This window comes from Pseudomonas sp. DSP3-2-3, assembly GCF_049898225.1.
Classification (GTDB): Bacteria; Pseudomonadota; Gammaproteobacteria; order Pseudomonadales; family Pseudomonadaceae; genus Aquipseudomonas.
Genome location: NZ_JAFCXH010000020.1, coordinates 99637 through 114797 on the forward strand (window position 1 = coordinate 99637; position 15161 = coordinate 114797).

10 protein-coding genes and 1 pseudogene are annotated in these 15161 nt (G+C 57.6%); 7 read left to right on the forward strand and 4 right to left on the reverse strand.

Annotation, left to right across the window (positions count from 1 at the left end; genetic code table 11):
• Window positions 1–45: 45 nt before the first annotated feature.
• Window positions 46–927: a hypothetical protein gene (locus ACP7E4_RS21435; RefSeq protein ID WP_426117590.1), complete on the reverse strand. Its 882-nt coding sequence runs from the start codon at window positions 925–927 to the stop codon at window positions 46–48.
• Window positions 928–1325: 398 nt separating this feature from the next.
• On the opposite strand from ACP7E4_RS21435, the gene ACP7E4_RS21440 reads away from it, so the two are divergent.
• The 4 genes from ACP7E4_RS21440 to ACP7E4_RS21455 all read left to right on the forward strand — a co-directional run bounded on the left by ACP7E4_RS21440 (window position 1326) and on the right by ACP7E4_RS21455 (window position 7140).
• Entirely contained in the window at window positions 1326–2084 is a 759-nt protein-coding gene (locus ACP7E4_RS21440; protein WP_426117591.1) for a hypothetical protein, read from the forward strand.
• Window positions 2085–2466: 382 nt separating this feature from the next.
• Entirely contained in the window at window positions 2467–5577 is a 3111-nt protein-coding gene (locus ACP7E4_RS21445) for a transglycosylase domain-containing protein (RefSeq protein WP_426117599.1), read from the forward strand.
• 208 nt (window positions 5578–5785) lie between these two features.
• Entirely contained in the window at window positions 5786–6373 is a 588-nt protein-coding gene (locus ACP7E4_RS21450) for a PadR family transcriptional regulator (RefSeq protein ID WP_426117592.1), read from the forward strand.
• The gene (locus ACP7E4_RS21455) at window positions 6370–7140 is read left to right on the forward strand and encodes a siderophore-interacting protein (protein WP_426117593.1); all 771 of its coding nucleotides are present in this window, start codon (window positions 6370–6372) and stop codon (window positions 7138–7140) included. Before ACP7E4_RS21450 ends, ACP7E4_RS21455 begins: the two co-directional genes overlap by 4 nt.
• Window positions 7141–7160: 20 nt before the next feature.
• On the opposite strand, the gene ACP7E4_RS21460 is transcribed toward ACP7E4_RS21455, so the two are convergent.
• Entirely contained in the window at window positions 7161–7817 is a 657-nt protein-coding gene (locus ACP7E4_RS21460) for a Pr6Pr family membrane protein (RefSeq protein WP_426117594.1), read from the reverse strand.
• Between the two features lie 41 nt (window positions 7818–7858).
• A complete protein-coding gene (locus ACP7E4_RS21465) occupies window positions 7859–8086 on the reverse strand; it encodes a VF530 family DNA-binding protein (RefSeq protein WP_020288901.1) in 228 nt (75 codons plus the stop codon).
• 401 nt (window positions 8087–8487) lie between these two features.
• Between ACP7E4_RS21465 and ACP7E4_RS21470 the strand changes: the two genes are divergently transcribed.
• The 3 genes from ACP7E4_RS21470 (at window position 8488) to lon (ending at window position 15023) form a co-directional block, all read left to right on the forward strand.
• The gene (locus ACP7E4_RS21470; RefSeq protein ID WP_426117600.1) at window positions 8488–9840 is read left to right on the forward strand and encodes a carbohydrate porin; all 1353 of its coding nucleotides are present in this window, start codon (window positions 8488–8490) and stop codon (window positions 9838–9840) included.
• A 132-nt stretch (window positions 9841–9972) separates the two neighbouring features.
• Complete coding sequence (locus tag ACP7E4_RS21475; protein WP_426117595.1) at window positions 9973–12387, forward strand: glucose/quinate/shikimate family membrane-bound PQQ-dependent dehydrogenase; 2415 nt, start codon at window positions 9973–9975, stop codon at window positions 12385–12387.
• Window positions 12388–12602: 215 nt separating this feature from the next.
• Entirely contained in the window at window positions 12603–15023 is a 2421-nt protein-coding gene (lon, locus tag ACP7E4_RS21480; RefSeq protein WP_426117596.1) for an endopeptidase La, read from the forward strand.
• Window positions 15024–15052: 29 nt separating this feature from the next.
• Here the strand turns inward: lon and ACP7E4_RS21485 are convergent.
• Window positions 15053–15161 (reverse strand): annotated as a pseudogene (locus ACP7E4_RS21485) (IS110 family transposase); the annotation flags it as partial.

Sequence of the window (15161 nt, forward strand, 5' to 3'; positions counted from 1 at the left end):
AGCGGCCCGCCAGGCAAAACTGGCGGGCCGCAGATATTGCTATGCTCAAGAAGGCCTGCTGCTCACCAATTGCTGGCGACAGATATGCGCCAAATTGTAGCCTTCAGGATTAATCGTTACTCCGACCATTGGGTTCAAGACCACGTAACCGCCGGTGCGATAATAACTTCTCCATGTATTGTTATAGCCCCGGCTGTACTCAACGAAGTCCCTAGCTTGCGTACCACCTTCGCACCGCCCGAACTCCACCAACTGCGAAGCTTTACCTTCAGGGTTCGAATAAAAGTAAAAGCTGATTTTTTCCCTGTAGTCGTTTTCGAAGCGCAAACCGAAGCCAGCCTTCGCCCCTTCCAACGGCGCACCGGAAGTGTCAGTAAACTGCACCTCAATCCTGGCCTGCTTATAGGCTTGAGTAGGCAGCCATTCCGGATCGGCATAGCCATACGGGATCCGCAAAACAGCCTCCTCATCGTGAAACTTGAATTCCTTCAAGACGGGATAGGAGCCAAACACCAGGCTATATTCTCCGCCGCCAAAGGGCGTACTCTGGTTGTGCGTCACCCTCAGGATGATTTCTTCGCCCGGTTTCAGGCCTTTGAGGGTATTTCGGCCTGAAATTAATGTCCAGGCTCCGTCTACGTGCCGCTCGACCTTGATGTGTTGCCGACTCGATAAATCCAGCAAGACATCCTGGCCTCGCACGGAAGTGAAGCCGTAATAGTGCTCGGATGTCGAACTATTTAACCGGGCGTTGATGTCATGAATTTTATCTGACAACACGCTGAATACTGGCTCCTCTACCGTCGGTGCGGGGGAAACTTGTGCAACGCTTCCCTCGTCAACAGCTTGTGCCCGTGCAGCATGAGTTCCCGCTAAAAAAACAGCGGACACGACAATACCCAATAGTAATTTTTTATTCTTACGCATGTGAAACCTCGACAATTAAATTCGGTTATGCCAGGCAGCTTGGCCACTGACAAATCCGACGTAATCACTGCGTATAATTTGAGTCAACACGCTCGTAAAAAATCAGAAGTATCCTACTCACCTGCAATTTCGCCATACATTTCGCACAACCAGTGCTGCCGATACTTACAACTGACAGCGAGTTGATACTCGTTGAAAACCTCCTGCCTCGGCGTACTCCTCGCCCCCGCTCGCGACATGGCTAACGCCTGGGCAAACCAAAACCTGCGTAGGTGGTTGCTGTTTGAGAACAGCGTCGCACTGAAACTCCTTCTCGGAAGTTTCCCACAAATTTATCAGGCCAAGTTTTGTCGCGATTGGCCGTTATGAAGGGTGAATAAATTAGAGAGAGAGTTATTGTGAATATCAATACAAATTCAGCTGCGAAATTACCCTACCCAACCCTGGCATCGAGAAATGCCAAGGAGGAGGAAGCCATTCAAGCTAATCATGAACAAAGACAATCCTTGCGGACCACTTCGCAACCCAGCGATAAGCCAGTCAGTTCGACTGATACGTTGAAGGGATATAGAGGCTCTTCGGATCAGCAATGTTTGTTCCAGGGAGTTATCGGAATGACAGCAGACCAAAATTACGCAAGAGAAAATCCTTGGGGCGGCCTGGAAGTTCTCAAGGAAAAAGAGTGCTGTTGGACATGCCGACACTACGAGCTATCTACGTTACGCCAGATCGCGGAGACAGGAGTCAACACGATCAAGTCAGAGCTGCAAAATTTTAAGGGTTCGCTAGCCAAAACATATCCAGAGCTATCGACCAAACCATTCAACTTCACGCTGGATGCATGCGGCCAAATCAGCATTATTGACTCAGAAGAACTCACCCAGCTAGAGCAAGCAATTTTGACCCAGTCCATACGCGATCACAAGCGGCTTAACGCGGCCCTTCAAGCACATGCAGAAACGCTAATAAAATACGCAAGTTATAAAGTGCCCAAACCCGGACAAGATCTTCTTAGCATGGAAAATCTAGGCACGCGTGTGAATTATGCGGCGCTATTGGCACATCCGACCGGCGCACTGGATCTCTTCGGAAAGCCCTGGATTCCCAACGAACCAATTTATGAGCGTCGTTCTATTGATATAAAACGTGATGACTGAACGCTGACAAAATAGATAGGCGGGGCTTATAGACCTGCCTATCTATAAGGTTATTTAGTTGCTGATGCAATGCAACGCGAACGCAGCCGTCCATTTCTTCTGTTGCTCAAAACTTTCAGGCCTATTCTTGTTCATCACACATCCTTGAATAGATTCAATCAATATATAAATTCATTTACACAGGGCGTTTAGGCCACTGACAAAACCGGACGTAATCACCCGACCCACTGGCCGTCAACCGCTGACGTTTATAAACAGACCGTTCCTACAAAGGCACCTCCAAGGCCCTACCCCGCCCTTTAGCAAAGATTTCTGCTGCCACGTCTGCCAGCGTCTAAGCTTGTGTCAGGTGCGATTAACAGGTTTAACCGGGCCAATGGATATGGGCGTATTACGGCATTCCGATACGAAGCAGGCTGCGCTGAACGTCGACAGTCAAGATCAGCCATCAATGCCGAAAAGCCCTCGCCACAGGCGTTATGCGTGGCGCGTGTTTTGGGTGTTGCTGGTCATGGGTCTGGTGGTGTTCGGTTTTGTTATTTCAACCGAGTCGCGGACCTCCCGGCTGCAGGCCCGGGAGTTCAGCCGCTTTGCGGCTAGCCTGAGCTACTCACTGCAGCCCGGTCCCAGTGATGCCGTTTTGTATCCGGGGGACGGGCCGTTTGATAAACGTCTGGGTTATTCGTCGCTGGATGAGTTTCTGCCGCGACTGCTCAAACGCGACTACCTGATCACTGAACAGACCCGCTTCTCTCCAGAACTTCTCGCTTACGGTCGGCGCGGATTTTTCGTGCCTTACGAAGAGAAGATTCAGGCAGGCCTGTCGATTACCGACTGTCGGGGTACTGATCTCTACCAGTTCCGCTACCCGCAGCAGTTCTATCCGAGCTATGCCGCGATTCCATCGGTGGTGGTACACAGCCTGTTATTCATCGAGAACCGTGACTTGCTGGACCCAAAGCAACCAATGGCCAACCCGGCGGTGGACTGGCCGCGTTTCGCCAAGGCTGCCGTGTCGCAGCTGGCGAAATTGGCCGGTTTGCCCGGCCAGTCGGCAGGCGGAAGTACGCTGGCCACACAGCTGGAAAAATACCGTCACTCTCCCGACGGCTTGACTCAATCCGGTTCCGAGAAGCTGCGGCAGATGATTTCCGCCAGCGTTCGCGCCTATCAACCCGGCGAGCAAACCCTGCAAGCCCGGCAACGAGTGGTGCGCGATTATTTGAACAGCGTGCCGTTGTCGGCCGTGCCGGGCCATGGCGAAGTGCATGGGTTGGCCGAAGGTTTGCGGGTCTGGTATGGCGCGGATTTCGTGCGCACCAACCAGCTACTGGCGTCCACCGCAAGCGATCCGCAGAGCCTGGCCGCACGAGGCCTGGCTTTGCGTGAAGTGCTGTCACTGGTGATTGCCCAGCGGCGCCCGTCGCACTATCTGGCCAAGGGCCGCGCGGAGCTGGCTGACCTGACCGATAGCCATATCCGTCTGCTGGCGCTAAATAAAATCATTGATCAGCGCTTGGCTGATGCGGCGTTGAACAGCACGGTCACGTACCGCAACTGGGTTCAGCAGCCGACCATTCAGCCGATTGAAACCAACAAGGGCATCAGTGTGGCGCGCAGCCGGTTGTCGGGGATGCTCAATCGCCCGCTCTACGATCTGGATCGGCTGGACCTGTCCGCCACCACTACTTTGCAAAGCGAGTTGCAGACCCGCGTCGGCCAGTATCTGCGCGATTTGGCGGACCCGGCGTTTGCAGCGAACGTCGGGCTGTTGGGCGAGCGCTTGCTGACGCCAGCCAGTACCGCGCAGGTGCGTTACAGCTTCACCCTGTTCGAGCGCGGTCCCGATGGGTCACGGGTCCGGGTGCAGACCGACAGCACCGACCAGCCGTTTGACATCAATGAAGGCAGCAAGCTGGAACTGGGGTCCACGGCAAAGATGCGGGTGCTGACGACTTATCTGGAGATGATCGCCGAACTGCACGAGCGCTACTCCGGTCTGACCTCGGCGCAACTGAGCAAAACTCCAGTGCAAGAGCAGGATCGGCTGACGCGCTGGGCGGTGGATTATCTGACGCAAAATAAAGATCGCAGTTTGCCGAAGATGCTGTCTGCGGCCCTGGACCGGCATTACTCAGCCAGCCCCGGCGAAAGCTTTTTCACTGGCGGCGGTTTGCATCACTTCAATAACTTTCGCAAAGAAGACAACGCGCGTAATCCCACTCTGCGCGAAGCCCTGCGCGAGTCGATCAACTTGCCGTTCATTCGCTTGATGCGCGACGTGGTGCGTTACAGCACCTATCAAGCGCCCAGCAATAGCGCCGAGTTGCTCAAGGACGATGACAATCCGCGCCGTCAGGAATACCTCGCCAACTTTGCGGATCGGGAAGGCACGGTTTTTCTGTTGCGGTTCTGGAAACGCTACAAGAACAAGACCACCCAGGAGCGGCTGGATACATTTCTCGACGGCGTTCATCCCACTGCGCCGCGACTGGCGGCAGTGCATCGCTACTTGCTGCCGGAAGCCGATCAGACTGCGTTCAACTCGTTTGTCCGGGCGCACATGGCCGAAGCAAAAATCGGCCCCAAGCTGAACGAAAAGCGCCTGACTGACCTGTATCAGAGCTACGGCCCGGGCGCCTACGATTTGCCGGATCAGGGCTATGTCGCCAGGGTTCACCCGCTGGATCTGTGGCTGGTGGGCTATCTCCTGAAAAACCCGGAGGCGCAGTTCAAGGATGCGGTTGCGGCCAGCCATTTCGAGCGCCAGGAAGTTTACGGCTGGCTGTTCAAAAGCCGGCATAAAAGTGCTCGCGACAGTCGTATCCGCACCATGCTGGAGATCGAAGCGTTCCTCGATATCCATCAACGCTGGCAGCGGGTCGGCTACCCGTTTGATCATCTGGTGCCTTCATTGGCGACAGCAATCGGCAGCTCGGGGGACCGCCCTGCGGCCTTGGCGGAGTTGATCGGCATCATCCAGAACGATGGCATTCGCTTGCCGACCTTGCGCATCGACAGTCTGCATTTTGCCGCCGACACGCCGTACGAAACGCGACTCGCCAACAACCCGGAATCGGGCAAGCGCGTGTTGTCGTCCGAAGTGGCGGCAGCGATGCGTGAAGCCTTGTCGCAAGTGGTGGAAGGCGGCACCGCAAAGCGCGTGCTAGGCAGTTTCAAATTGCCGGATGGCAGCCCGCTGGCGATGGGCGGCAAAACCGGCACCGGCGACAACCGCATTGAAAGCATCGGCGCGGGCGGTCGCATCCTCAGCTCCAGGGCGATAAACCGCACGGCGACCTTCGTGTTTTATCTGGGCGACAACCACTTCGGCACCCTAACCGCCTTCGTGCCTGGCAAGGCAGCGGAAGGGTTTCGCTTCACTTCTGCGCTACCGGTGCAGGTACTCAAGGGCATGGCGCCGATCCTGAGTCCTTATCTTGAGCCGGGGGCGCATACGCAGTGCACTGCGCCTGGAACCCAATCTTTGTAGGCATCCACCAGAGACTGTGTGGGAGCAAGCTTGCTTGCGAAGATACTATTTCAGGTTCAAAAAATGTGGCGTATGTAGACCTCTTCGCGAGCAAGCTCGCTCCCACACAAATGCTGACGCGTGCAGATGATAACCGTTCGTCTTTATCCCTTGCGTAAGGTCCAAGATATATCTTAAGGTATATCTAACTTGCATTGGAGATAGAGAAATGCGTGATGACCATCACCACAATGAACACCGCCCCCATCACCGCGACCATGGCGAAGGGCGTGACGGTTTTGAAAAGCGTCCTCGCGGCGAACGCGGCGGCCGTGGGCCTCGGGTGTTTGCGCCGGGGGATTTGAAATTGCTGTTGCTGGCGTTGATCGCCGAACAGCCTTGCCACGGCTACGACCTGATCCGCCAGATCGAAAGCATGTTCGATGGCGCCTACAGCCCGAGCCCCGGCGTGATTTATCCGACCCTGACCTTCCTTGAAGAAAGCGAGCTGATCGAAGGCAGCGCTCACGGCGGCAAAAAACACTACGCCATCACCGAAGCGGGTCGCGCCTCATTGACCGAACAAGCCGTGGCGCTGGACGGCGTGCGCATGCGCATCGACGTCAGCAAGCGCTCCTTGCGGGGTCACGAACGGCCGCCGGAAATCCACGAAGCCGTAAACAATCTGCGTCATGCCATGCATCTGCATGATGGACGTTGGAGCCCCGAAGAAATCCTGCGGGTTCGCGACCTGCTCAACAACACTGCCAAAGCCATCGTTGATGGCCCCCACAGCGCACCGGAGAAGTCCGAATGAATTCGCAACAATCGATCCATCGTGTCAGCCATGAAATCAAACGCCGTAAGTTGCAGGTGCTGCGCGTAACAGACATAACGCCGAAGATGCGTCGGATTACACTGCACGGGCCGGATCTGACCGGCTTTATCAGCCTGGGCACCGACGATCACGTAAAGCTGATTTTTCCGCAGACTGCAGAAGAAGAGCGAGCGATGGAATCCATGAAGCTCGGCGCGCCAGATGACGGCCCGCGCCCGGCCATGCGTGATTACACGCCGCGTCGTTATGACGCCGAAAGCGGCGAGCTGGACATCGACTTCGTGCTGCACGGCGAAGGCCCCGCCGCGACTTGGGCAACGCAGGCTGAACCAGGACAGTTTCTGTACATCGCCGGCCCGCGCGGCTCGATGATTGTGCCGGATATGTTCGACAGCTACCTGCTGATCGGCGATGAAACCGCTCTGCCGGCCATCGCGCGCCGCCTTGAAGGCCTGGCGGCCAATCGCTGCGCGCTGGTGGTAGTCGAAGTTGCGGATATGGGCGAGCAGCAGGTATTCCAGAGCCAGGCGCAGGTCGATGTGATCTGGATCGTGCGCGGTGAGCAGGATCTGGTGGACGTCACCCGCCGCCTGGAAATGCCCGAAGGCCAGCTGTACACCTGGGTCGCCACCGAAGCCGCGTTGTCGCGCAGGATTCGGCGCGTGTTGCTCGGCGAATTCGGGCTGGATGAAGCGCTGGTCAAGTGCTCGGGCTACTGGCGTCTTGATGAGCGGGATGAGGGGTAAATCGCCGTTGGAGCGGGGCTTTACGCCCTGCGTCCCTTGAATCGATCCACGCCTGCCAACAACAAACCAACCCCAACAAACCCCGCCAACACCCCGCCCGCATTGATGAACGCTCTGGCAAAGCCGATGGTCCCCGCATCAATGAAGGGGTACATGTAATCGCCGAGGGAATTGCCGCGCAGCAGCACGTAGGCAAAGTAGACAATCGGGTAAAGAATCCACAACAGAACATGTCTGAACTGCAACACGCCCTTGGGCACGTACAGCCACCAGTAAAGCAGGAACATCAGCGGCATCACGTCGTGGAGTAATTCGTCCGCGACCCATTGCCAGCCTTCGGGCTGCCACAAATGGCGCAACAAAATGTTGTAGGCCAGGCCGACCAGAACAATGCTGGTCGCAATACCGCTGCACACCACGGGATGGCGAAAAAAACGCTGCGCCGCTGAGGCGCTGTTGCTCAGCGCACAGGTCAGGGCAATTGCCGCCAGCGTGTTGCTCAATACCGTAAAGAAGCTGAAGAACCGCACCAATCCGCCCACCAGGCTGGCGTCGTCGGCCCAGCGCGCGAATAAAATCAGATACAGCTGAATAATCAGTCCCGACCAGCCCAGGCTCGCAGCGATGATCGTGTAGCGGCGCTGTCCTTGCGCGGGTTGCGGGTGTTCGGCGTACATCAGTGTTAATCCTTGAGGCCCAGGCTCCAGACCGGACAAAGTTACCAACCCTTGCTGCGGTGCAACTTCACATACAGCGCTTCGACCTTTTCACGAGCCCAAGGGGTCTTGCGCAGAAAAGTCAGGCTGGACTTGATGCTCGGGTCGCTCTTGAAGCAGCGAATATCAATGCGTTCAGCCAGGCCGGACCACTCGTAATGCTCAACCAGAGCGTTGAGGATCTGTTCCAGCGTCACGCCATGCAGAGGGTTGGAATGCTGTGTTGTCATGCGGAACCTTCGAGTTGAATGATCAAGGGCGTTCAAAGAGCTGCGCACCTTAGCCGAGCCTTCTGACAGCGGGAAGAGCTTAGCGTGCGAAGACTTTCGATTGTCGCACTGCCAATGCCCTTTAAAAGTGTAGGACTTCTCCTGAAACAGTGTGCGCGTCCGGCCTGGAGGTAGCCTCCACCAAGCCTACTGTTGCAACCGTTGCAATGATCCATGTCAATTTCCCCGCTGTTTACCGAGTCGTTAGCCCCCTATCATTGCAACCCTCAACGGCTGAATCGATTAATCCTGTTTTTTCGATCCCTTCTCTCGTTTCTTCAAGCGCGAGATGCCGCTTTCGACCCTCACTAATAACTTAAAGAATGTCCCTAATGTCCGATTACCCGAGACGCTCTGCTGCCATGGCCGTGTCTGTTCTGCCGCGCCTGCAAACCATCCATGGCTTTTGCGGCCTGCTGGCGCTGGGCCTTGCAACCTGCGCCCAGGCAGCACCCGCATTCGACGCCGACTCCCCGTGGATGCTGGGCGACTGGAATGGCAAGCGCAGCGAGCTTGCCCGGCAAGGGTATGACTTCAAGCTGGACTACACCTCCGAGACAGGCTCCAACCTGCACGGCGGTTACAACCATGACAAAACCGTTCGTTACAGCGATCAATGGGCACTGGGCGCGCACCTTGATCTGCAGAAGATTCTCGGCTGGCACGATGCCGAGTTTCAGTTGACGGTGAGCAATCGTAATGGCGACAACATCAGCAATGACCGCGTCGGCGATCCGCGCACCGGCACGCTTTCTTCGTCCCAGGAAGTTTGGGGCCGGGGCAGCGTGACCCGTCTGACGCAGATGTGGTATCAGCAGAAATTCCTCGATCAGGCCTTGAGCATCAAGCTCGGCCGTTTCAATCAGGGCGAAGACTTCGGCACCTTCCCCTGCGACTTCCAGAACCTGGCGTTATGCGGTTCCCAGGTCGGCAACTGGGACGGTGGCATCGTCTACAACTGGCCAATCAGCCAATGGGCCATGCGCGTCAAATACCAGCTGACGCCTGAGGTGTTCGCGCAGATCGGCGTGTTCGAACAGAACCCGTCGAACCTGGAAAACGACAACGGCTTCAAGCTCAGCGGCAGCGGCACTCAAGGCGCAGTGTTGCCGGTTGAACTGGTGTGGGCGCCAAAAGTTGCCGGGCTGCCGGGTGAGTACCGCGCCGGTTATTACTACAGCACCGCTGACAGCCAGGACGTGTACAAAAACAGCAATGGTCAGTCTGCTGCCGCCACCGATGGCGCCTATCGCAGCGCTTCGAGCAAACATGGCATGTGGCTGAATTTGCGCCAGCAAGTCACGGCCGTCGATGGCGATTCCAGTCGCGGCCTGAGCCTGTTCGTCAACGGCACGCTGCACGACAAGAAAACCAACATGGTCGACAACTATGTGGCGCTGGGCGGTTTCTATAAAGGCCCGTTCGATGCCCGTCCTCAGGACGACATCGGCCTGGCCGTCGCGCGCATTCACGTCAACCCGGCGTACCGCAAGAACGCTGACGCACAAAATCGGGCAGCGGCGGTCTACGACTACAGCGACCCGGCTTTCATGCCGCTACAAGACACCGAATACAACGCCGAGTTGTACTACGGCGTACACCTGACCAACTGGCTGACCGTGCGTCCCAACCTGCAGTTCATCCGTCATCCGGGCGGTGTGGACAAGGTCGACGACGCACTGGTCGCGGGACTGAAAATCCAGTCGTCGTTCTGACCAACGGTTGATTTGAACTGTCAGTAATACGTTTCAGCAACTAGCGTCAAAGTATCGCCACACGATTCGTCAGGAATCGGCGTCACGAATATCAAAGTTTCAATCACTTAATCTGTCACGGAGATTCACACTATGAGCACTGATGGTGCTTTCAGTCGATATCGCTTGCTACCGACGTTGCTCGGGCTGGTGATCTTGTTGATGGGCCTGATCATGTTGGCGGGGGGTGTCAAACTCCTGCAACTGGGCGGTTCGTTGTATTACCTGCTGGCCGGTATCGGTTTCGCTGTGACGGGCCTGCTGCTCATCACTGGGCGCCGCGCTGCCTTGGGCCTGTATGCGGTGATTCTGTTCGCGAGTACTGTCTGGGCCTTGTGGGAAGTCGGTCTGGACTGGTGGCAACTGGTGCCGCGTCTGGCATTGTGGTTTGCCCTCGGTATCGTCTTGTTGCTGCCCTGGTTCCGCCGCCCTGTGCTGCGTGGCCAACCCGGCGGCCTGGCGACCGGCGCGTTGAGCGTGGCCGTGGTGCTGGCCGGCGTTGCCGCGCTGGCCAGCCAGTTCACCAACCCTGGCGAAATCAAGGGTCAACTGGACCGCGACACCGCAGGTACCACCAACACTGCGCCGGCCATGCCCGACGGTGACTGGCAGTCTTATGGTCGCACCGCTTTCGGTGACCGCTATTCGCCGCTGGCGCAGATCACTCCGGAAAACGCCAACAAGCTGGTTCCGGCCTGGACCTATCGCACTGGCGATATCCCTGGGCCGAACGATCCGGGTGAAACCACGGCGGAGAACACCCCGCTCAAGGTCAACGGCATGCTGTATGTCTGCACGCCGCACAGCCAGGTAATCGCGCTGGACCCGGATACCGGCAAGGAAATCTGGCGCTACGATCCAAAGATCAGCACACAGAATGCCGCCAACTTCAAAGGCTGGGCGCACATGACCTGCCGTGGCGTGTCGTATCACGATGATGCCGCGTATGCCGCCGCGCCGGCCCAAAGCCCGACCACTCCGGCGGTTGCGTCAACCGGCAGCAATGCCTGCCCACGTCGGATCTTCCTGCCGACCGCCGACACTCGCCTGATCGCGCTGAACGCGGACACCGGCAAGGTCTGTGAAGACTTCGGCAACAAAGGCGCCATCGACCTGAGCGCCAACATCGGCACCTTCGCGCCAGGCGGTTACTACTCCACCTCGCCACCGGCGGTGACCAAGGATCTGGTTGTGATCGGCGGCCACGTCACCGATAACGTTTCGCTGGACGAGCCTTCCGGCGTGATCCGTGCGTTCGACGTACACACGGGACGTCTGGTGTGGAACTGGGACAGCGGCAATCCGGACGACACCACTCCTCTTGCCGAGGGTCAGAAGTACACCCGCAATTCGCCTAACATGTGGTCGATGTTCGCGGTCGATGAAAAACTCGGCATGCTGTACCTGCCGATGGGCAACCAGACCCCGGATCAATGGGGCGGCAATCGCACACCAGAGTCGGAAAAATACAGCGCAAGTATCGTCGCGCTGGATATCGCGTCCGGCAAAGTACGCTGGAGCATGCAGCTCACTCACCATGACCTGTGGGACATGGACGTGGGCGGTCAGCCAACCTTGCTGGATATGAAAACGGCGGATGGCATCAAGCCAGCGGTGCTGGTTTCGACCAAGCAGGGCAGCATCTATGTGCTGGACCGCAGCACCGGTCAGCCGATCATCCCGATCAACGAAATCCCGGTCCCTCAGGGCGCGGTAGCTGGCGATCATACTTCGCCGACCCAACCGAAATCCGACCTGAACTTCATGCCGCCGCCCCTCAAGGAACGCGACATGTGGGGCGTGACGCCGTTTGACCAGATGCTGTGCCGGATCGACTTCAAATCCCTGCGTTACGACGGCCCTTTCACCCCGCCGTCGCTGCAAGGTTCGCTGGTCTATCCAGGCAACTTCGGCGTGTTCGACTGGGGTGGCATTTCGGTCGATCCGGTACGCCAGATCGCATTCGTAAACCCGAGCTATATGGCGTTCCGCTCGAAACTGGTCCCGGCGGCCGAAGTTGAAGGCGGCCCGGGTCGCAAAAGCGAAACCGAAGGCGTGCAGCCGAATAAAGGCGCGCCCTATGGCGTGATCCTTGAAGCCCTGCTGTCACCGATGGGCTTGCCTTGCCAGGCTCCGGCCTGGGGTTATGTCGCGGCTGTCGACCTGACCAACCACAAAACCATCTGGATGCACAAAAACGGCACCGTGCGTGACAGCTCGCCGGTTCCAGTCCCGCTGTCCATGGGCGTACCAAGCCTGGGCGGGACGTTCACCACAGCCGGTGGCGTCGGGTTCCTGAGCGGCACGCTTGACCAATACCTGCGTGCCTACGATGTGCGTAACGGCAAGCAGTTGTGGGAAGGCCGCCTGCCAGCAGGCGCGCAAACCACGCCGATGACCTACACCGGCAAGGACGGCAAGCAGTACGTGCTGGTTGTGGCCGGCGGTCATGGCTCGCTGGGCACCAAGCAAGGCGACTACGTGATGGCGTTCAAACTGCCGGATTGATGATTCGCTGAAGCATTGAAAAGGCGGCTATCGAAGGATGGCCGCCTTTTTTGTGCCCTGCGGATAACTGGTACCAGAAAATCCGTAGCGACAAAGGGATATTTGCCGCTGAATGCGTTGTTTTTGACCCGGTTATAAATGCTATTGACCGCAGCCATTGAAACCTGAGGGAGACCGCCCCATCTAAGAGCCATGTTCAATTGTGCAGGTGCCCCATGAGCGACCAGCAAGCAGACTCACTCGATTTGCCAGATGAAGTAGACGCTGAGCACGAAGTAACCCTGAGTTCCACCAGCACCTCGCTCGCCTTGCCTGGGCAGAACCTGCCGGACAAGGTCTATATCATCCCGATTCATAACCGCCCGTTCTTCCCGGCCCAGGTGTTGCCGGTCATCGTCAATGAAGAACCGTGGGCCGAAACCCTGGAATTGGTGAGCAAGTCCGAGCACCACTCCCTGGCCCTGTTCTTCATGGATACCCCGCCGGAAGACCCGCGCCACTTCAATACCGACGCGTTGCCCGAATACGGCACGCTGGTGAAGGTGCACCACGCCAGTCGCGAAAACGGCAAGCTGCAATTCGTCGCCCAGGGCCTGAGCCGGGTGCGCATCAAGACCTGGCTGAAACATCATCGCCCGCCGTACCTGGTGGAAGTCGAGTACCCGCATCAACCCAATGAGCCGACCGACGAGGTCAAGGCGTATGGCATGGCCCTGATCAACGCGATCAAGGAGCTGCTGCCGCTCAACCCGCTGTACAGCGAAGAGTTGAAAAACTACCTCAATCGCTTCAGCCCCAACGATCCGTCGCCGCTGACCGACTTCGCCGCAGCGCTGACCTCGGCGACCGGCGTCGAGCTGCAACAAGTGCTCGATTGCGTACCCATGCTCAAGCGCATGGAAAAAGTCCTGCCGATGCTGCGCAAGGAAGTCGAAGTCGCGCGCCTGCAAAAAGAAATCTCTGCCGAGGTGAACCGCAAGATCGGTGAACATCAGCGCGAGTTCTTCCTCAAGGAGCAACTCAAGGTCATCCAGCAGGAGCTGGGGCTGAGTAAAGATGACCGCAGCGCGGACATCGAACAGTTCGAAGCCCGCCTGGAAGGCAAGACCTTGCCGCCTCAGGCGCGCAAGCGCATCGACGAAGAAATCGGCAAGCTCAAGGTGCTGGAAACCGGTTCGCCGGAATATGCCGTCACCCGCAATTACCTGGACTGGGCGAGTTCGGTGCCATGGGGCGTGTTTGGCAAGGACAAACTGGACCTCAAGCACGCGCGCAAGGTGCTCGATCAGCATCACGCGGGTCTGGATGACATCAAGGCGCGCATTCTCGAATTCCTCGCGGTCGGCGCCTATAAAGGCGAGATCAGCGGTTCCATCGTGCTGCTGGTCGGACCGCCAGGCGTTGGTAAAACCAGCGTCGGCCGCTCCATCGCTGAATCCCTGGGCCGTCCTTTCTATCGTTTCAGCGTCGGCGGCATGCGCGATGAAGCCGAGATCAAGGGCCACCGTCGCACCTACATTGGCGCCCAACCGGGCAAGCTGGTGCAGGCGCTCAAGGATATGGAAGTGATGAACCCGGTCATCATGCTCGATGAAATCGACAAGATGGGCCAAAGCTACCAGGGCGATCCGGCCTCGGCATTGCTGGAAACCCTGGACCCGGAACAGAACGTCGAATTCCTCGACCACTATCTGGACCTGCGTCTGGACCTGTCCAAAGTGCTGTTCATCTGCACCGCCAACACCCTCGATTCGATCCCCGGCCCGTTGCTCGACCGGATGGAAGTGATTCGCCTCTCCGGTTACATCACTGAAGAGAAACTGGCCATCGCCAAGCGCCACTTGTGGCCTAAGCAACTGGCTAAAGCGGGCGTTTCCAAAGGCAGCCTGGCGATCAGCGATAACGCGTTACGCGCGGTGATCGACGGTTACGCGCGGGAAGCCGGTGTGCGGCAGCTGGAAAAACAGCTGAGCAAAGTGGTGCGCAAGGCCGTGGTCAAACTGCTGGACGAGCCAAAGTCGGTGATCAAGATTGGTCCGAAAGACCTTGAAGCATCGCTGGGCATGCCGGTGTTCCGTAACGAACAGGTGCTGTCCGGGACCGGTGTGATTACCGGCCTGGCCTGGACCAGCATGGGCGGCGCGACCTTGCCGATCGAGGCGACGCGGATTCACACGCTCAACCGTGGCTTCAAACTCACCGGCCAGTTGGGCGATGTGATGAAGGAATCCGCTGAAATCGCCTACAGCTACGTCAGCTCGAACCTTGAGCAATTTGGCGGCGACCCGCGTTTCTTCGATGAAGCCTTCGTCCACTTGCACGTACCCGAAGGCGCGACGCCCAAGGATGGTCCAAGTGCTGGCGTGACCATGGCCAGCGCCTTGTTGTCGCTGGCGCGTAATCAGGCGCCGAAAAAAGGCGTGGCCATGACCGGCGAGCTGACTTTGACCGGACATGTCCTGCCAATCGGCGGTGTACGGGAGAAGGTTATTGCGGCCCGTCGGCAGAAGATCAACGAGTTGATCCTGCCGGAACCCAACCGTGGCAATTTCGAAGAATTGCCGGACTACCTGAAAGAAGGCATCACCGTGCATTTCGCCAAGCGCTTTGCGGATGTGGCGAAGGTGTTGTTCTAAAAGGAGCTGCCCTACATCTGTTGGAGATTCTATGTTCGTGAGCAACCCCCAGACATGAAGTTTGGGGTGTACTCCGTTTGGTTTTTCATTAGGGCGAACATGACCCGCGCGAGCTTTCGGGCGAGGACTACCAGCGCT

Coding starts and splice junctions, on each gene's coding strand:
- ACP7E4_RS21460 (WP_426117594.1), bottom strand. CDS start 7,817: ATGTACGCCGAACACCCGCAACCCGCGCAAGGACAGCGCCGCTACACG.
- ACP7E4_RS21465 (WP_020288901.1), bottom strand. CDS start 8,086: ATGACAACACAGCATTCCAACCCTCTGCATGGCGTGACGCTGGAACAG.
- ACP7E4_RS21475 (WP_426117595.1), top strand. CDS start 9,973: ATGAGCACTGATGGTGCTTTCAGTCGATATCGCTTGCTACCGACGTTG.
- ACP7E4_RS21470 (WP_426117600.1), top strand. CDS start 8,488: ATGGCCGTGTCTGTTCTGCCGCGCCTGCAAACCATCCATGGCTTTTGC.
- ACP7E4_RS21445 (WP_426117599.1), top strand. CDS start 2,467: ATGGGCGTATTACGGCATTCCGATACGAAGCAGGCTGCGCTGAACGTC.
- ACP7E4_RS21455 (WP_426117593.1), top strand. CDS start 6,370: ATGAATTCGCAACAATCGATCCATCGTGTCAGCCATGAAATCAAACGC.
- ACP7E4_RS21435 (WP_426117590.1), bottom strand. CDS start 927: ATGCGTAAGAATAAAAAATTACTATTGGGTATTGTCGTGTCCGCTGTT.
- lon (WP_426117596.1), top strand. CDS start 12,603: ATGAGCGACCAGCAAGCAGACTCACTCGATTTGCCAGATGAAGTAGAC.
- ACP7E4_RS21450 (WP_426117592.1), top strand. CDS start 5,786: ATGCGTGATGACCATCACCACAATGAACACCGCCCCCATCACCGCGAC.